Origin of the sequence: Neorhizobium tomejilense (assembly GCF_964254135.1) — a bacterium.
In the GTDB taxonomy this organism is placed as follows: Bacteria; Pseudomonadota; Alphaproteobacteria; order Rhizobiales; family Rhizobiaceae; genus Neorhizobium; species Neorhizobium tomejilense.
Window position 1 is genome coordinate 2,583,598 of sequence record NZ_CAXUSO020000001.1, and the last position, 16,716, is coordinate 2,600,313.

At 61.8% G+C, this 16,716-nt stretch carries 16 protein-coding genes; 14 read left to right on the plus strand and 2 right to left on the minus strand.

Annotated elements, in window-relative coordinates:
- The first annotated feature begins 91 nt into the window (after window positions 1-91).
- A complete protein-coding gene (locus ACSQ3G_RS13180) occupies window positions 92-1,129 on the plus strand; it encodes a glutamine synthetase beta-grasp domain-containing protein (protein WP_046603692.1) in 1,038 nt (345 codons plus the stop codon).
- A gap of 424 nt (window positions 1,130-1,553) precedes the next feature.
- Here the strand turns inward: ACSQ3G_RS13180 and ACSQ3G_RS13185 are convergent, their stop codons facing one another.
- Window positions 1,554-2,198: a TetR family transcriptional regulator C-terminal domain-containing protein gene (locus tag ACSQ3G_RS13185; protein WP_436110355.1), complete on the minus strand. Its 645-nt coding sequence runs from the start codon at window positions 2,196-2,198 to the stop codon at window positions 1,554-1,556.
- On the opposite strand from ACSQ3G_RS13185, the gene ACSQ3G_RS13190 reads away from it, so the two are divergent.
- From ACSQ3G_RS13190 to hydA, 5 genes are read left to right on the plus strand one after another with little or no spacing between them, the layout of a single operon-like run.
- Window positions 2,197-2,445 carry a hypothetical protein gene (locus ACSQ3G_RS13190; protein ID WP_436110356.1) on the plus strand — a complete coding sequence of 83 codons (249 nt, stop codon included), beginning with the start codon at window positions 2,197-2,199 and terminating at the stop codon, window positions 2,443-2,445. The genes ACSQ3G_RS13185 and ACSQ3G_RS13190 overlap by 2 nt on opposite strands.
- A 3-nt stretch (window positions 2,446-2,448) precedes the next feature.
- Complete coding sequence (locus ACSQ3G_RS13195) at window positions 2,449-3,702, plus strand: Zn-dependent hydrolase (RefSeq protein WP_436110357.1); 1,254 nt, start codon at window positions 2,449-2,451, stop codon at window positions 3,700-3,702.
- A gap of 35 nt (window positions 3,703-3,737) precedes the next feature.
- Window positions 3,738-3,950: an antitoxin MazE-like protein gene (locus tag ACSQ3G_RS13200; protein ID WP_436110358.1), complete on the plus strand. Its 213-nt coding sequence runs from the start codon at window positions 3,738-3,740 to the stop codon at window positions 3,948-3,950.
- Between the two features lie 20 nt (window positions 3,951-3,970).
- Window positions 3,971-4,327 (plus strand): type II toxin-antitoxin system PemK/MazF family toxin, encoded by a 357-nt coding sequence (locus ACSQ3G_RS13205; protein WP_250810910.1) that lies wholly within the window; start codon window positions 3,971-3,973, stop codon window positions 4,325-4,327.
- Window positions 4,324-5,778, plus strand: coding sequence for a dihydropyrimidinase (gene hydA / locus ACSQ3G_RS13210; RefSeq protein WP_436110359.1), 1,455 nt, complete (start codon window positions 4,324-4,326; stop codon window positions 5,776-5,778). Before ACSQ3G_RS13205 ends, hydA begins: the two co-directional genes overlap by 4 nt.
- Window positions 5,779-5,806: 28 nt before the next feature.
- On the opposite strand, the gene ACSQ3G_RS13215 is transcribed toward hydA, so the two are convergent.
- On the minus strand, window positions 5,807-6,220 hold the full coding sequence (locus ACSQ3G_RS13215) for a cupin domain-containing protein (RefSeq protein ID WP_436110360.1): 414 nt from the start codon (window positions 6,218-6,220) through the stop codon (window positions 5,807-5,809).
- A 178-nt stretch (window positions 6,221-6,398) separates the two neighbouring features.
- Here ACSQ3G_RS13215 and ACSQ3G_RS13220 point away from each other — a divergent pair, with 178 nt between their 5' ends.
- The 8 genes from ACSQ3G_RS13220 to ACSQ3G_RS13255 all read left to right on the plus strand — a co-directional run bounded on the left by ACSQ3G_RS13220 (window position 6,399) and on the right by ACSQ3G_RS13255 (window position 16,599).
- Window positions 6,399-6,779, plus strand: a complete 381-nt coding sequence (locus ACSQ3G_RS13220; protein ID WP_436110361.1) for a hypothetical protein — start codon at window positions 6,399-6,401, stop codon at window positions 6,777-6,779.
- Entirely contained in the window at window positions 6,776-7,567 is a 792-nt protein-coding gene (locus tag ACSQ3G_RS13225; RefSeq protein WP_046635176.1) for an ABC transporter ATP-binding protein, read from the plus strand. The genes ACSQ3G_RS13220 and ACSQ3G_RS13225 overlap by 4 nt, the downstream gene beginning before the upstream one ends.
- Before the next feature lie 231 nt (window positions 7,568-7,798).
- The gene (locus ACSQ3G_RS13230) at window positions 7,799-8,683 is read left to right on the plus strand and encodes an ABC transporter permease (RefSeq protein ID WP_436110362.1); all 885 of its coding nucleotides are present in this window, start codon (window positions 7,799-7,801) and stop codon (window positions 8,681-8,683) included.
- Entirely contained in the window at window positions 8,680-9,807 is a 1,128-nt protein-coding gene (locus ACSQ3G_RS13235; RefSeq protein ID WP_436110363.1) for an ABC transporter permease, read from the plus strand. Before ACSQ3G_RS13230 ends, ACSQ3G_RS13235 begins: the two co-directional genes overlap by 4 nt.
- 61 nt (window positions 9,808-9,868) lie before the next feature.
- On the plus strand, window positions 9,869-10,843 hold the full coding sequence (locus ACSQ3G_RS13240) for an ABC transporter substrate-binding protein (protein ID WP_250810915.1): 975 nt from the start codon (window positions 9,869-9,871) through the stop codon (window positions 10,841-10,843).
- A gap of 292 nt (window positions 10,844-11,135) precedes the next feature.
- Window positions 11,136-12,371: an efflux RND transporter periplasmic adaptor subunit gene (locus tag ACSQ3G_RS13245; protein ID WP_436110364.1), complete on the plus strand. Its 1,236-nt coding sequence runs from the start codon at window positions 11,136-11,138 to the stop codon at window positions 12,369-12,371.
- 11 nt (window positions 12,372-12,382) lie between these two features.
- Window positions 12,383-15,718: an efflux RND transporter permease subunit gene (locus ACSQ3G_RS13250; protein ID WP_436110365.1), complete on the plus strand. Its 3,336-nt coding sequence runs from the start codon at window positions 12,383-12,385 to the stop codon at window positions 15,716-15,718.
- Window positions 15,719-15,915: 197 nt separating this feature from the next.
- On the plus strand, window positions 15,916-16,599 hold the full coding sequence (locus ACSQ3G_RS13255; protein ID WP_172723868.1) for a Crp/Fnr family transcriptional regulator: 684 nt from the start codon (window positions 15,916-15,918) through the stop codon (window positions 16,597-16,599).
- The last annotated feature ends 117 nt before the right edge of the window (window positions 16,600-16,716 follow it).

Sequence of the window (16,716 nt, forward strand, 5' to 3'; positions counted from 1 at the left end):
TTCTTCTGGTTACCCCGGAGGCGCGGTATCGTCGCGATGCCGCTTCCTCAGGATGGCTCAACCATGAACGTCACGGCCTGAGAGATAAAATATGACCAAGTATAAGCTCGAGTACATCTGGCTCGACGGGTACACCCCGGTACCGAACCTGCGTGGCAAGACGCAGATCAAGGAATTCGACACCTTCCCGACGCTCGAACAGCTGCCGCTGTGGGGCTTCGACGGTTCGTCGACCATGCAGGCCGAAGGCCGCTCGTCCGATTGCGTGCTGAAGCCGGTTGCGCTTTATCCCGATCCGGCCCGCACCAACGGCGCGCTGGTCATGTGCGAAGTCATGATGCCGGATGGCGTCACGCCGCATGCGACCAACGCCCGCGCGACCATCCTCGACGACGAGGACGCCTGGTTCGGTTTCGAGCAGGAATACTTCTTCTACCAGAACGGCCGCCCGCTCGGCTTCCCGGAACAGGGTTACCCGGCTCCGCAGGGCCCCTATTACACCGGCGTCGGTTACTCGAACGTTGGTGACGTCGCCCGCGAAATCGTCGAAGAACATCTCGACCTCTGCCTCGCCGCCGGCATCAACCACGAAGGCATCAATGCCGAAGTGGCCAAGGGCCAGTGGGAATTCCAGGTTTTCGGCAAGGGCTCCAAGAAGGCCGCCGACCAGATCTGGATGGCACGCTACCTGCTGCAGCGCCTGACTGAAAAGTACGGCATCGACATCGAATACCACTGCAAGCCGCTCGGCGACACCGACTGGAACGGCTCGGGCATGCACTGCAACTTCTCCACCAAGTACATGCGCGAAGTTGGCGGCAAGGACTATTTCGAAGCGCTCATGGCTGCTTTCGACAAGAACCTGATGGACCACATCGCCGTCTACGGCCCGGACAACGACAAGCGCCTGACCGGCAAGCACGAAACGGCTCCGTGGAACAAGTTCTCCTACGGCGTTGCCGACCGCGGTGCTTCGATCCGCGTGCCGCATTCGTTCGTCAAGAACGACTACAAGGGCTATCTGGAAGACCGCCGTCCGAACTCCCAGGGCGACCCCTACCAGATCGCTTCCCAGGTTCTGAAGACGATCGCTGAAGTCCCGACCAACCGGGCTTCCGCCGCCGCCTGATACCAGGCCCGGCAATCGGCAAATGAGAAGACGCCGGCCTCAGCGCCGGCGTTTTTCGTTTGGGATGAACGACGGCGAGGGCCTTTTCCTCACCCTTGTAGTTAACGTTTTGATCTAACTGACCGACTAAGCAGCGGGCGAATATCTTCCCAGAGAATGAGCCCACCGATTGCAGCAATGAAACCTGCGCCTATCCAAAGCCACCCCTTAATGACGGCCGCAAATAACAATAAGTAGAGAATGCCAGCAAGTCCGCCAGCTAGCATAAGTAATCCAACGGTGATCGATACGATCTTTCGAAACGAGGATCGGGTGTCTTCCATCGCCTTCACTTATCAACAGACCAATTTACAAGGCTATTCAGCCACGACGACAACCAAGAGTCGAGTCCCGCCGAACCACATCGAAGGGAAAGCGGCTTGATCTAACCTGGCCGCGCCCGCAGCCCGTCAATGAAGAGCTGTTCCAGAAACCGCGCCGCATCCTCGAAACGCCCCTCGCCCGCATAGTCCTGGCCGAGCACGGCGCGCACCTGCACGTCGAAGTCGGCATAATGCTGGGTCGTCGACCAGATCGAGAAGATCAGGTGATAGGGATCGCATTTGGCGATCTTGCCGGACCGCGCCCAGGCGCGGATCACCTCCGCCTTTTCGTCGACCAGTTCCTTCAACGGGCCTTTCAGCTCATCCTCGATATGCGGCGCGCCTTGCAGCACCTCATTGGCGAAAAGCCGGCTTTCGCGCGGGAAATCGCGGGCCATTTCGAGCTTGCGGCGGATATAGGAGCGGATCTCCGATTCCGGATTACCTTCCGCATCGAACGCCCGCAACGGCTCCAGCCAGGTAAACAGGACCCGGTCGATCAGGTGACGGTGGATCGCCTCCTTGGTACGGAAATAATAGAGCAGATTGGGTTTCGACATGCCGGCCGCCTCGGCGATCTGGTCGATCGTGGCGCCGCGGAAACCGTTCTGGGAAAATACGTCGAGCGCGGCTTCGAGGATGCGCTCCTCCTTCTCCTCCTGAATGCGGGTGCGTCTCTGCGTCTTCGCCGCCCTTGGGATGGCCATGCCTGTCCTTGCCCTCTTCCGCGTCCGCCCGGCGCTTTCGAAATTCCTCTGGATTTTTCGTGATTTTCGTCTTGAGTGGAGCCTAGGAAATTGTAATGTTTTACCAAGCGGTCAAATTATCGGCGACAAGCAGAATAAACGCAATGCCGATCTTCGCATGCCTCTTTTCAAAGCGGGCGCGCGGAGGACCATGGGAACGAAAAGCATGCCGCCCGCACGGGTGGACGTGAAAACAGGCGAGGACTGAAAAATGGTGGCAGCACCCGGCGAGAACTTGCGCATCAACGGCGATCGTCTGTGGGACATGCTCATGGACATGGCGAAGATCGGCCCCGGCATCGCCGGCGGCAACAATCGCCAGACGCTGACCGATGCGGACGGCGAAGGCCGCCACCTCTTCAAGACGTGGTGCGAGGCCGAAGGAATGACGGTCGGCGTCGACAAGATGGGCACGATGTTCGCCACCCGCGCCGGCACCGATCCGGACGCCCTGCCGGTCTATGTCGGTAGCCATCTCGACACCCAGCCGACCGGCGGCAAATATGACGGCGTTCTCGGCGTCCTCGGCGCGCTGGAAGTGGTCCGCACCATGAACGACCTCGGCATCAAGACGAAACATCCGATCGTCGTCACCAACTGGGCGAACGAGGAAGGCGCGCGTTTCGCTCCGGCCATGCTGGCATCGGGCGTGTTCGCCGGCATTCACTCGATCGACTACGCCTACGGCCGCAAGGATCCGGACGGCAAGACCTATGGCGACGAACTGAAGCGCATCGGCTGGCTCGGCGACGAGGAGGTCGGCGCCCGAAAGATGCATGCCTATTTCGAATACCATATCGAACAGGGGCCGATCCTCGAGGCGGAGAACAAGCAGATCGGCGTCGTCACCCACTGCCAGGGACTGTGGTGGCTGGAATTCACGCTGACCGGCCGCGAAGCACATACGGGCTCGACGCCGATGAACCTGCGCGTCAATGCCGGCCTTGCCTTCGGCCGCATCCTCGAAATGGTGCAGGCGGTGGCGATGTCCGAACAGCCGGGCGCCGTCGGCGGCGTCGGCCAGGTGTTCTTCTCGCCCAACTCCCGCAACGTGCTGCCGGGCAAGGTGGTATTCACCGTCGACATCCGCACGCCCTCCCAGGAAAAGTTGGACCGGATGCGGGCGACGATCGAGAAACAGGCGGCCGAGATCTGCGAGCCGCTCGGCGTCGGCTGTTCGGTCGAGGCGGTCGGCCATTTCGATCCGGTGACCTTCGATCCGGTCCTGGTCGGCCGGGTCCGCGAAGCGGCCGAAAAGCTCGGCTACAGCCATATGAACATCATCTCCGGCGCCGGCCACGACGCCTGCTGGGCCGCCAAGGTGGCGCCCGCGACGATGATCATGTGCCCTTGCGTCGGCGGACTTTCGCACAACGAGGCGGAGGAGATTTCCAGGGAATGGGCGGCAGCCGGCGCGGATGTGCTGTTCCATGCCGTGCTGGAGACGGCGGAGATTGTGGAGTAGCATTGCAACCGCCACCTTGAGACAGGAAACGGACAATGGGACGACCGAGGGAAATATCACCCGAAGAACGGGCAGAACTGATCCGCCAGGGATACCGGCCGATCGAGATCTGGGTGCCGGATCTGACCAACGAAGCTTTCCGCCGGCAGGCGGAGGAAGAAATGCGCCGGATCGCAGAAGCGGATGCAAAGGAAGACATTGAGGACTGGATCGAAGCCGTTGGCCCAACGGATTGGGACAAGCCGTGAGGTTGAGCCGAGGAGACGTCGTGATCGCGGTCTTTCCCGGTGAACTTGGCAAACCTCGGCCCGCCGTCATTCTTCAGGCCGACGAGTTTCTCGTGACCTACACCACGGTTCTCGCCTGTCCTTTGACGACGCATCTGGTTGAAGCACCGCTTCTGCGCCCGATCATCGAACCGAGCTCCATGAACGGGCTTCAACATCTGTCTCAGGTCATGGTCGAAAAGATCACGCCGGTCAGGAAAGAGGTCATCGGCCAGCGGATAGGCCGACTGGTCGATAGCGATATGAGTCAGATCGAAGTTGCGCTCGTCCACGTCACCGGCTTGACGCACACCATCGCGCCCGTAAGGGAACCGACAAGAAAAGGGGAACAACAATGACCACAGTCATCAAGGGTGGAACCATCGTCACGGCCGACCTGACCTACAAGGCGGACGTGAAGATCGACGCTGGCCGGATCATCGAGATCGGCCCGAACCTTTTCGGCGACACCACGCTCGACGCCGCCGGCTGTTATGTCATGCCGGGTGGTATCGATCCGCATGTGCATCTGGAAATGCCGTTCATGGGCACCTATTCCGCCGACGATTTCGAGAGCGGCACGCGGGCAGCACTTGCCGGCGGCACGACGATGGTCGTCGATTTCTGCCTTCCCGAGCCCGGCCAGTCGCTGCTCGACGCGCTGAAGCGCTGGGACAACAAGGCGACCCGCGCCAATTGCGACTATTCCTTCCACATGTCGGTCACCTGGTGGGGCGAGCAGGTCTTCAACGAGATGAAGGCGGTGGTCGCGCATCACGGCATCAACACCTTCAAGCACTTCATGGCCTACAAGGGCGCGCTGATGGTGAACGACGACGAGATGTTCGCCTCCTTTTCGCGCTGTGCCGAGCTCGGCGCACTGCCGCTCGTCCATGCCGAAAACGGCGACGTTGTCGCCGCCATGCAGACCAAGCTGATGGACGAGGGCAATAACGGGCCCGAGGCGCACGCCTATTCCAGGCCCGCCTCCGTCGAGGGCGAGGCCACCAACCGTGCCATCATCATCGCCGACATGGCAGGCGTTCCGCTTTATGTCGTGCATACGTCCTGCGAACAGGCCCATGAAGCGATCCGCCGCGCCCGCCAGAACGGCATGCGTGTTTATGGCGAGCCGCTGATCCAGCACCTGACGCTCGACGAAAGCGAATATTTCAACAAGGACTGGGACCATTCGGCCCGCCGGGTTATGTCGCCCCCGTTCCGCAGCAAGCAGCATCAGGACAGCCTGTGGGCCGGCCTTGCCTCCGGCTCGCTGCAGGTGGTGGCGACCGACCACTGCGCCTTCACGACTGACCAAAAGCGGACCGGTTTCGGCGATTTCAGAAAAATCCCGAACGGCACCGGCGGCCTCGAGGATCGCCTGCCGATGCTTTGGACCCATGGCGTCGCAACCGGCCGCATCACCATGAACGAGTTCGTGGCGGTCACCTCCACCAATATCGCGAAAATCCTCAACATCTATCCGAGGAAGGGCGCGATCCTGGTCGGAGCCGACGCGGATATCGTCGTTCTCGATCCGAACAAGTCGAAGACGATCTCGGCCAAGACCCAGCAGTCGGCGATCGACTACAACGTCTTCGAGGGCAAGGAAGTGACCGGTCTGCCGCGCTACACGTTGACCCGTGGCGTGGTCGCCATCGAGGACGGGGCGATCAGGACACAGGAAGGCCATGGCCAGTTCGTCAAGCGCGAGCCTTATCCGGCGGTCAACAAGGCGCTGTCGACCTGGAAGGAACTGACCTCGCCGCGCAAGGTGGAACGCGCAGGCATTCCGGCCAGCGGGGTTTGAACGGGAAACGATGTCCTTTCCGCAGAGGTCACCCCTTCACCAACCCGTCCAGCTCGGGCAGAAGCACGACGCTTTCCTGTTCGTTCGGGTCGGTGCGGGCGATGACCGCCGAACAGGGCGCGTCGGAAATGTTGGCCGGCAGGTGCGGCACGCCGGCGGGGATATACATCATCTCGCCGGCCGAGAGTTCGGCACATTCCTCCAGCCGGTCGCCATACCAGGTGACCGCGGAGCCGGAGAGCACATAGATGGCCGTCTCGTGGGTTTCATGCAGATGGGCCTTCGCCCGTGCGCCCGGCGGGATGGTGATAAGATGCATGCAAATGCCCTTGGAACCGACCGTTTCCGCCGCAATCCCCTCGAAATAGCTCAGGCCCTGCTTGCCGTCGTAGGTCGCACCGGGCTTGACGACACGGCAGGTGAGTTTTGATGCACTGTCCATCGCCAGTTTCCTCCGTCGAACGGGATCTGCCGCCAGCATATCACGCCGGCTTGAGAGCGGCAGCCGAGACAAACGAAAAGAGAGAGCTCCTGGACACCGCAATGATCGATATCTCGCGCAACGGCGATGTCTATACTGTAGGCTTCGCAGACGGACTTGAATGGGGGCCTTTCGGGAAATGTCATTAAATACAATCCGCTTCGGCATCGCATCGACGGTCCTTGCCGCGATCTCGATTGCCGTTCCCGCCAAGGCCGCGACCTTCCTCGACGGCGCCTATGGCAGCAAGGAAGGCTGCATTTACGCCAGAACCGGCGAATCGTCCGGTGCCGACGATTTCCTGCTGCTCAAGGACGACGGCGTGACGACTTCCGTTTCCGCCTGTGAATTCAAGGGCATGCCGAAAACGACGGCGAACGGTTTCACCATCAAGGCAATATGCGAAGCCGACGGGGAAGTCGGGCCGGAAGACACCGCTACGCTCACCAGATCCGCCAAAGGCTACACCGTCAGCTTCCCGGACGGTACCAAACTCGGACCCATGCCCAAATGCCGATGAACAATGCTCCATCCTCTGTCGTCTCGGCCAAAAAGCTCGGCCTCACCTTCGAGACCGGTGACGGGCCGGTACATGCCCTGTCGAATGTCGATCTCACGGTGAACAAGGGCGATTTCGTCTCCTTCATCGGCCCGTCCGGCTGCGGCAAGACAACCTTCCTGCGCGTCATCGCTGATCTCGAAAAGGCAACGGCCGGCGAGATCACCGTCAACGGCATGACGCCGGAAGAGGCCCGCAAATCGCGCTCCTACGGTTACGTCTTCCAGGCGCCGGCGCTTTATCCGTGGCGGACGATCGAGAAGAATATCGCCCTGCCTCTGGAAATCATGGGCTATTCGTCAGCGGATCGCAAAGCGCGCATCGAGCGCACCCTCGATCTCGTCAACCTTTCCGGCTTCGGCAAGAAATACCCATGGCAGCTTTCCGGCGGCATGCAGCAGCGCGCCTCCATCGCCCGTGCGCTCGCCTTCGACGCCGACCTGCTTTTGATGGACGAACCTTTCGGCGCGCTCGACGAGATCGTCCGCGATCACCTGAACGAGCAGCTGCTGAAGCTGTGGGCGCGCACCGAAAAGACCATCTGTTTCGTCACCCACTCTATCCCGGAGGCGGTCTACCTCTCGACCCGCATCGTCGTCATGTCGCCGCGTCCGGGCCGGGTAACCGACGTGATCGAATCGACCTTGCCCAGGGAACGCCCGCTCGAAATCCGCGAGACGCCGGAATTCCTGGAGATCGCGCATCGGGTGCGCGAGGGGTTGAGAGCGGGGCATAGTTATGAGGAGTGAGGCGTTGCGTTCCGGGAATACCCCCCTCTGTCCTCCCGGACATCTCCCCCTCAAGGGGGGAGATCGAATAGTAGCTTGGGTTCGCCCTCAATTCGGCGCGGAGATTGCCGCATCGGTGGTGCTCAATGCTTTGCGAAGCCGACACGCCTGGCTGATCTCCCCCCTTGAGGGGGAGATGTCCGGGAGGACAGAGGGGGGTGGCTCCCGGCTGAGACGTGAGAGGGCAGCGGCATGAAACCCGACTCCCTCAAGGACCGTATCATCCCCGTCCTCACCATCCTCGTGGTGATCCTCGCCGTCTGGTACGTCGCCGCCTATTTCATGAACGCGCCGTTCCAGCGGGATCTCGACCGGCGCGCCAACGTCACCTCGACGGCGATGGAGTTCATCGGCAAGACGATGGCGCAGCCGAAGCCCATCCTGCCGGCGCCGCATCAGGTGGTGAGCAATGTCTTCGAGAATACGTTTCTGCGTAGCGTCACGTCGAACCGCAGCCTCGTCTACCACGCCTGGGTGACGCTATCGTCGACCGTGGTCGGCTTCACCATGGGCACGCTGACCGGCATCCTGATCGCGGTCGGCATCGTGCATTTGAAGGCGCTCGACCGCAGCCTGATGCCGTGGATCATCGCCTCGCAGACCGTGCCGATCCTCGCGGTGGCGCCGATGGTGATCGTCGTGCTCGGCGCAATCAACGTCACCGGGCTCGTTCCCAAGGCGCTGATCTCGACCTACCTCTCCTTTTTTCCCGTGGCAGTCGGCATGGTGAAGGGCCTGCGTTCACCAGAGATCATCCAACTCGACCTGATGCGCACCTATTATGCAAGCGGTGCCCAGACCTTCTGGAAACTCCGGGTACCGGCCTCCATTCCGTTCCTGTTCACCTCGATGAAGGTGGCGATCGCCGCAAGCCTTGTCGGCGCGATCGTCGGCGAGCTGCCGACCGGTGCCGTCGCCGGCATCGGCTCGAAACTGCTGGCCGGGGCCTATTACAGCCAGACGATCGATATCTGGGCGGCGCTGATCGCCGGCTCGGTGCTGGCGGCAGCTCTCGTTGCCATCGTCGGGGTCATCGCGAAGATCGTCGATCGCTCCATGGGCGGGAGGCCGGCATGACAGTGGCTCTTCGTTCCTGGCAGGGCGCGATGGCGCTGCTCCTCTGTCTCGCCGCCCTCGCCTCCCTGCCGCTGATGGCGGCGGATGCCCCCTCACCGTTCGGCACCGGCTCCCTCGCTGTGATCTTTCTCCTCGTCGCCGGCGCAGCGCTGGTCTCGTTCACCAGGCTCTCCCAGTCCCTCCTCGCAGCGGTCCTGTTCCTCGCGGCCCATCTCGCCGTCTGGCTGCTGCTTGCGGGCATCGCCGGCAACGAGGGCAAGGCGACGCTTGCTTTCTTCCTGATGATCGCGGCCTGCTGGCTGCTTGCCTGGCGCTGCGTGACGGTCCTGTCCGGCATCCGCGCCAAATCCAAAACCGGCGACACGTTTCTCCGGCTGCTGATCCCCGCGATCTTCGGGGCATGGATCCTGATCCTATGGGAAGCGGCGACCCGAGGCGCCGGCATCCCCTTCATTCTCCTGCCGCCGCCATCCTCGATCGGCGCAAGGCTCGTAAGCTCAGTGCCGATCCTCTGGGCAGACGTGCAGCAGACAATCTTCAAGGCGGTCCTGTTCGGTTACGTCGTCGGCTGCGCCTCCGGCTTCGTCGTCGCCATCCTTGCCGATCGCATCGCCTTCCTACGCCGAGGGCTGCTGCCGATCGGCAATCTGATGTCGGCGCTGCCGATCATCGGCGTCGCTCCGATCATGGTCATGTGGTTCGGTTTCGACTGGCATTCGAAGGCGGCCGTCGTCATCATCATGACCTTCTTTCCGATGCTGGTGAACACGGTGGCCGGGCTCGGAGCCTCGGGCGCCATGGAACGCGACCTGATGCGCTCCTACGCGTCCGACTACTGGCAGACGCTGATCAAGCTGCGCCTGCCGGCCGCCATGCCCTTCATCTTCAACGCGCTGAAGATCAACTCGACGCTGGCGCTGATCGGTGCGATCGTCGCGGAATTCTTCGGCACGCCGATCGTCGGCATGGGGTTCCGGATCTCGACCGAGATCGGCCGCATGAATGTCGACATGGTCTGGGCCGAAATCGCTGTTGCAGCGCTGGTCGGATCAGTTTTTTATGGCGTCGTGGCGCTTGGTGAAAGAGCGACGACGTTCTGGCATCCGTCTAACCGCGGTGGTTAGGCGCTTAAAATCCGGCCCGCTTCGGCGGAACCGGCAAACCTCAGAGGGAAGGATAAAAAACATGAGAAAAATTCTCGTTGCATTGATGGCGGGCGCCATGTCGCTCGCGGCAGCCCAAGCTGCGATGGCCGCCGACAAGGTGACCCTACAGCTGAAATGGGTGGCTCAAGGCCAGTTCGGCGGTTATTACGTCGCCAAGGACAAGGGCTTCTACAAGGACGAAGGCCTCGACGTCACGATCAAGCCGGGCGGCCCGGACATCGCCCCCGAGCAGGTGATCGCCGGCGGCGGCGCTGACGTGATCGTCGACTGGATGGGCGGCGCGCTGGTCGCCCGCGAAAAGGGCGTGCCGCTCACCAACATCGCCCAGCCCTACCAGAAGTCCGGCCTGCAGATGATCTGCCCCAAGGACGGCCCGGTGAAGACCGAAGCCGACTTCAAGGGCCGCACGCTCGGCGTCTGGTTCTTCGGCAACGAATACCCGTTCTTCGCCTGGATGAACAAGCTCGGCCTGAAGACCGACGGAGGCAAGGACGGCGTGACCGTTCTGAAGCAGAGTTTCGACGTGCAGCCGCTCATCCAGAAGCAGGCCGACTGCATCTCGGTGATGACCTATAACGAATACTGGCAGGCGATCGATGCTGGCTTCAAGCCGGACCAGCTCGTCGTCTTCAACTTCTCCGCCATGGGCAACGACCTGCTCGAGGATGGTCTCTACGTGATGGACACCAAGCTCAAGGATCCGAAGTTCAAGGAAACCATGGTGAAGTTCGTCCGTGCGTCAATGAAGGGCTGGAAATACGCCATCGCCAATCCGGGTGAAGCAGCCGGGATCGTCATGGACAATGGCGGCCAGGACGAGAACCACCAGAAGCGGATGATGGGCGAAGTGGCCAAGCTGATCGGCACCGGCACCGGCAAGCTCGACACCGCCACCTACGACCGCACGGTCAAGGCGCTGCTCGACCAGAAGATCATCACCAAGAAGCCGGAAGGCGCCTATACGAGCGAGATCACCGACGCGGCATTGAAATAATAATCGCCGCTGGCCCGCTAAAAGAGAACGCGCGGCTACATGCCGCGCGTTTTTGAAATTTTTCTCACTCAAAACATAACTAAAACTCATTCGTCTCATAAGGGCGACGGATTGATTTGTGCAACGCAAACACGTAAAAGTGCGGCGTTGATGAATCTTTCGCTGCCGGTCTTGTAACCGTTTTGCGCGGTTACCACCTTGATCCGGGTTATCGTGCGCTGAGGGGGCGTTACGTGACCGGAGCGGTTCCCAGCGGAATATTTGCCCCTTACTTCAGTTTGAAAGTAATCGCATGTTTCGCAAGTTTACCAAGTCCACCGGTATCCCGGCTCTTCGCCTTGCACTCGGCGCCAGCATCGCGCTTGCCGCAGGCTCCGCATTGATCCCCAATTCTGCCGTTGCGCAGGACGCGGCCAAGCCGGCCCCGGCGCAGACGGAAATCAAGCTGCCCTCGATCATTGTGACGGAAGCGATCGAAAAGCCGCTCATCGACCGCGTCATCGCCACCGGCACCGTCAGGCCCGTCGAGGAAGTCTACGTCCAGCCGCTCGTCGACGCCCTGTCGATCAAGACGCTGAACGCCGATGTCGGTGACGAAGTGAAGGCCGACAGCGTGCTTGCGACGTTGAACGAAGACGCGCTGATCCTCGAGAAAAGCCAGTTGCAGGCCAACAAGGCGAAAGCTGAGGCCGGTCTTGCGCAGTACAAGGCGCAGGTGATCGAGGCGGAAGCCAACCTTGCCGACGCCAAGCGCCAGCGCGACCGCACGCAACGCCTGAGCCAGAGCGGCACCAGCACGGTTTCGCAGCTCGAGCAGGCAAACGCGCTCGTGGAGGTATCCGACGCCAAGCTGAACGCCGCCAAGCAGGCGGTCGCGGTTGGCCAGTCCGACATCAAGGTGGTTGACGCCCAGATCGAGGACATCAACCTGAAGCTCGCCCGCACCGGTGTGAAGGCGCCGGTCGGCGGTATCATTTCCGTCCGCAATGCCAAGGTCGGCGCGATCGCCAGCGGCACCGGCAATCCGCTCTTCACGATCATCAAGGATAGCGCGATCGAGTTGGTCGCCGATCTTTCCGAGACCGACATCCAGAAGATCAAGCCCGGCCAGAAGGCGATCGTCACGGTCGCCGGCGGCAAGGTGAAGATCGCGGGCAAGGTTCGGCTCGTTTCCCCGACGGTCGACCCGGTGACCCGCCTCGGGGCTGTGCATATCATCATCGACGACAAGAGCGGCGCCCGCTCGGGCATGTATGCCAGCGCCGAGATCGTCATCGCCGAGACAAATGCGCTGGCGCTGCCGCTCTCCGCCGTCACCACCGGGCGGGACGGTTCCACCGCCCGCAAGGTAGAGGACAATGTGGTCAAGCAGGTGAAGATTGAAACCGGCATCCAGGATGGCGGTTTCGTGCAGGTCGTCAGCGGTCTTACGGCCGGTGACATTGTCGTTGCGAAGGCCGGCGCCTTCGTTCGGGACGGCGACAAGATCGCCCCGGTCCCGGCCGAACCCGCCGCTATTGCGAACTGAGGTTGAGCCGCATGAACTTCTCCGCCTGGTCGATCCGCAATCCGATAGCGCCGATGCTCGGTTTTGCCCTGCTGCTTGTTGTCGGCATCCAGTCGTTTTACGCGCTGCCGATTACCCGTTTCCCGAATATCGACGTTCCGGTCGTGTCGATCACCGTCACCCAGAGCGGGGCCGCCCCCGCCGAGCTGGAAATGCAGGTGACAAAGGAGATCGAGGACGCTGTCGCCTCGATCAGCGGCATTGACGAAATCCAGTCCACGGTGACGGACGGCCAGTCGCAGACGGTTGTCGTTTTCCGCATCGAAAAGCCGACCGCCGAGGCCGTGCAGGACACCAAGGACGCGATCGACAAGATCCGTAGCGACCTGCCCGCCGGCATCGAGGAACCCGTCGTCACCAAGGTCGACGTCGAAGGTCAGGCTATCCAGACATTCGCCGTCTCCTCGCCGAACATGACCCTCGAGGAGCTCTCCTGGTTCGTCGACGACACGGTCAAGCGCGCCCTGCAGGGCCAGGCCGGCGTCGGCCGTATCGACCGTTACGGCGGCTCCGACCGTGAAGTCCGGGTATCGCTGAACCCCGCCAAGCTGGATGCCTATGGCATTACCGCTGCCGACGTCAGTACCCAGATGCGTGGCACCAACGTCGACCTCGGCTCCGGCCGCGGCCAGGTGGCCGGCAACGAACAGACGATCCGCACGCTCGGCGATGCCCGCAGCGTCGCTCAGCTTGCCGACACGACGATCACGCTGCCCAACGGCCAGTTCGTCAAGCTGACCGAGCTCGGCACAATCACCGACACCTACGAGGAGCCGAAATCCTTCTCGCGCTTCAACGGCACGCCATCGGTCACCTTCGCCGTATTCCGCGCCAAGGGTGCAAGCGAGGTCTCGGTCGCCGAAACCGTCGCCACCAGCCTCGACGAAGTGCGCAAGGCCAATCCCAACGTCGCGATCGAAATGGTCGACGACTCGGTCTACTTCACCTACGGCAACTACGAAGCTGCCCTCCATACGCTGGTGGAAGGCTCGGTCCTCGCCGTCATCGTGGTCTTCCTGTTCCTGAGGAACTGGCGCGCGACGCTGATCGCAGCGGTTGCCCTGCCGCTGTCGGCGATCCCGACCTTCTGGATCATGGACCTCATGGGGTTCTCGCTGAACCTCGTAAGCTTCCTGGCGCTGACGCTCGCGACCGGTATTCTCGTCGACGACGCGATCGTCGAGATCGAGAACATTGCGCGGCATATCAAGATGGGCAAATCGCCCTACAAGGCGGCGCTCGAGGCCGCCGACGAAATCGGCCTCGCCGTCATCGCCACCAGCTTCACGATCATCGCCGTGTTCGTGCCAGTGTCGTTCATGCCGGGCGTTCCGGGCCAGTATTTCATCCAGTTCGGTCTGACGGTCGCCTTCTCGGTGTTCTTCTCGCTCGCGGTAGCGCGACTGATCACGCCGCTGATGGCCGCCTATCTGATGAGCCCCGAAGACGGGATGGAAGACCATCACGACAACGACGGCTGGATCATGAAGGCCTATACGCGCCTTGTCACCGGCACGACCCGCCGCTGGTACTGGCGTTATACGACAATGCTCGCCGCAATCGGCTTCCTGATCGGCTCCGTGATGCTGCTATCGCAGGTCCCCGGCAGCTTCCTACCGCCGGACGACAGCTCGCGCGTCGTGCTGTCGGTGGAACTGCCGCCGAATGCGACGCTCGACGAAACGGGCACCAGCACCGACGTCATCTATGATGCGATTCGCCATATAGACGGTGTCGAGAGCGTCTTCATCCTCGGCGGAGCGTCGCCCAAGGGCGATCTTGAACTCCGCCGCGCAACCGTGCGCGTCATCCTGCAGAATATCGACCATTCGCTGGTAAAGACCCTGGTCAACAAGGGCCTGGGATCGATCCCCTTGATCCGCGACGTCGTGCCGAGGATGAAGGAAAATGGCCGCACGCGTCCGCAATGGGATGTCGAAAAGGACATTTTTGCTGCCGTCCGCTCCATTCCGGACGTGCGGATATCCAAGGTCAACGACCGTGCCGAGCGCGACCTTTCGTTCAACTTCCTCTCCACCAACGAGGCGGACCTGAACGACGCCGTCAGCACGCTGGAATCGAAGCTGCGAGCCTCGCCGGTCCTGTTCAACGTCTCCTCGGAAGGCGCCCTGCCCCGTCCGGAACTGCAGATTCGGCCGCGCATGGCGGAGGCTTCGCGCCTCGGCATCACGCCGCAGCAGATCGCCGAGACGGTCCGCGTCGCGACCATCGGCGATGTTGATGCCAACCTTGCCAAGATCTCGCTCGACGACCGGCAGATCCCGATCCGCGTCCAGGCCTCGCTCGACGTGCGGCGCGATCTGGCCTCGATCCGGGCGCTCAAGATCAAGACCGCGGCCGGTGCCAGCGTGCCGCTCTACAACGTTGCCGACATCGACTATTCGGAAGGCCCGAGCTCGATCAAGCGCAACGACCGCAACCGCGTCGTGGCGATCGGTTCCGACGTTCCCTTCGGCACGGCACTCGATACCGCTTCGGCCGAGTTCAAGCGGATCGTCGGCGAGACCGAATTGCCGAAGACGGTTCGTCTGGCCGAAAGCGGCGACGCCAAGGTGCAGGCCGAAATGCAGCAGAGCTTCGGCAATGCGATGCTGATGGGCCTGATGCTCGTGCTCGTGGTGCTGATCCTGCTCTTCAAGGACGTCATCCAGCCCTTCACCATCCTGTTCTCGCTGCCGCTTGCGATCGGCGGCGTGGCGGTGGCGCTGATCATTACCCAGAACGCGCTGTCGATGCCGGTCCTGATCGGTATCCTGATGCTGATGGGCATCGTCACGAAGAACGCCATCCTTCTGGTGGACTTCGCGATCGAAATGAAGCGGCAGGGCCTGGAACGGGTTCATGCCATGGTCGAGGCCGGCCGCAAGCGCGCCCGTCCGATCATCATGACGTCGATCGCCATGTCCGCGGGCATGTTGCCCTCGGCGCTCGGCGTCGGCGAAGGCGGTTCCTTCCGTGCGCCGATGGCGATCGCGGTGATAGGCGGCATTATCGTTTCGACGGTGCTCTCGCTTCTCGTCGTGCCGTCCTTCTTCCTGATCATGGACGACCTGTCGCGCCTGCTCGGCAAGATCTTCGGCCGCATGGTCGGCAAGAAGGAACAGGAGGACTTCGGTCTTTCCAACGAGGAACTCAGCCAGGAGGCTCGCAAGAACGCGCAGTCGATCGCATCCCTGGAGGAACGCCTCAACCAGATGGAACGGCAGACGAGCGCCAACGACGATCGTTCCCCCGGTGCGCAAGCCAGCAGCAAGGTGCTGCGCCTGCCGCCGCTGGCCGCCGAATAACCCCCATCTCCGAACCATTTTTTCGACAACGCCGGGCCCTTGGGCCCGGCGTTTTTCGTTGGAACAAGCCAACTCGCGGAGATTGCAGAAAAATTTCACGGATTTGATCGATGTCAAATTTAGATTTCGTGAACCTGTTATTTTAGCGATATCGGGAATGCGCGGCGGTTCAGGTTATGGAAGAGACGGCGGACATGATGAACAGCAATTTCAAGCTCAACAACAGGGACAGGGCCGTCCTGATGAAGACGCCTTTCCTGACCAGCCTGACCGGCAACTCTCTCGTCCGGATGATGTCGACCATGAGTGTCATCAGTCTGACGAACCGCAAGTCGATCTTTCGCGAGGGCGAGAATGCCGACGCTTTCTACTGCGTTCTCAGCGGCTACGTACGACTCTATCAGCTCAATCGTGACGGCCGCGAGGCGGATATCCGCATCTGCAGCCCGGGCGACACGTTCGCCGAATGCCTTCTCTATGGCGGCACCAAGTATCGCCATCATGCCCAGACGGCCGAAGCTACGACGCTTGCCCGCTTCGACATGCAGGCGGTGCGGGATCTGGCTGACCAGGAACGGGATATTGCCAAGGCGGTGATCACCTCGCTATCGAAACACCTGATAACCACGATGGACTGCGTAGCCAACGACAGGTTGCATACGGCGCCACAGCGGGTGGCAAATTATATCCTGACGCGGTGCCCGGTGGACGGCGGCCCGGCGTCCATTCGCCTGCCTTTCCAGAAGAACCTGCTCGCAGGCATGCTGGGCCTCGCTCCCGAGGCGCTCTCGCGCGCATTCTCCACCCTCCGGCGCACAGGAGTGACGGTACGCGGGCGCGTGATCCAGGTCGGCGACGTGCAGGCCCTGCGCGAGATTTGAAGTCAAACGAAGCGAGACCGGACGGGCGGGTCCGGGCTTTCTTTGGATGCATGTTGTGACACTGGCGGCGGGACCGCGACATGCAGATAAGGCCGGTGGCTTCGAGGGGCCACCGGC

What these genes read in the sequence shown, in the direction of transcription:
- ACSQ3G_RS13235 (WP_436110363.1), top strand. Translation starts at nt 8,680, where the DNA reads ATGACAGTGGCTCTTCGTTCCTGGCAGGGCGCGATGGCGCTGCTCCTC.
- ACSQ3G_RS13190 (WP_436110356.1), top strand. Translation starts at nt 2,197, where the DNA reads ATGCCTGTCCTTGCCCTCTTCCGCGTCCGCCCGGCGCTTTCGAAATTC.
- ACSQ3G_RS13200 (WP_436110358.1), top strand. Translation starts at nt 3,738, where the DNA reads ATGGGACGACCGAGGGAAATATCACCCGAAGAACGGGCAGAACTGATC.
- ACSQ3G_RS13180 (WP_046603692.1), top strand. Translation starts at nt 92, where the DNA reads ATGACCAAGTATAAGCTCGAGTACATCTGGCTCGACGGGTACACCCCG.
- ACSQ3G_RS13250 (WP_436110365.1), top strand. Translation starts at nt 12,383, where the DNA reads ATGAACTTCTCCGCCTGGTCGATCCGCAATCCGATAGCGCCGATGCTC.
- ACSQ3G_RS13245 (WP_436110364.1), top strand. Translation starts at nt 11,136, where the DNA reads ATGTTTCGCAAGTTTACCAAGTCCACCGGTATCCCGGCTCTTCGCCTT.
- ACSQ3G_RS13225 (WP_046635176.1), top strand. Translation starts at nt 6,776, where the DNA reads ATGAACAATGCTCCATCCTCTGTCGTCTCGGCCAAAAAGCTCGGCCTC.
- ACSQ3G_RS13230 (WP_436110362.1), top strand. Translation starts at nt 7,799, where the DNA reads ATGAAACCCGACTCCCTCAAGGACCGTATCATCCCCGTCCTCACCATC.
- hydA (WP_436110359.1), top strand. Translation starts at nt 4,324, where the DNA reads ATGACCACAGTCATCAAGGGTGGAACCATCGTCACGGCCGACCTGACC.
- ACSQ3G_RS13215 (WP_436110360.1), bottom strand. Translation starts at nt 6,220, where the DNA reads ATGGACAGTGCATCAAAACTCACCTGCCGTGTCGTCAAGCCCGGTGCG.
- ACSQ3G_RS13240 (WP_250810915.1), top strand. Translation starts at nt 9,869, where the DNA reads ATGAGAAAAATTCTCGTTGCATTGATGGCGGGCGCCATGTCGCTCGCG.
- ACSQ3G_RS13185 (WP_436110355.1), bottom strand. Translation starts at nt 2,198, where the DNA reads ATGGCCATCCCAAGGGCGGCGAAGACGCAGAGACGCACCCGCATTCAG.
- ACSQ3G_RS13255 (WP_172723868.1), top strand. Translation starts at nt 15,916, where the DNA reads ATGAACAGCAATTTCAAGCTCAACAACAGGGACAGGGCCGTCCTGATG.
- ACSQ3G_RS13220 (WP_436110361.1), top strand. Translation starts at nt 6,399, where the DNA reads ATGTCATTAAATACAATCCGCTTCGGCATCGCATCGACGGTCCTTGCC.
- ACSQ3G_RS13195 (WP_436110357.1), top strand. Translation starts at nt 2,449, where the DNA reads ATGGTGGCAGCACCCGGCGAGAACTTGCGCATCAACGGCGATCGTCTG.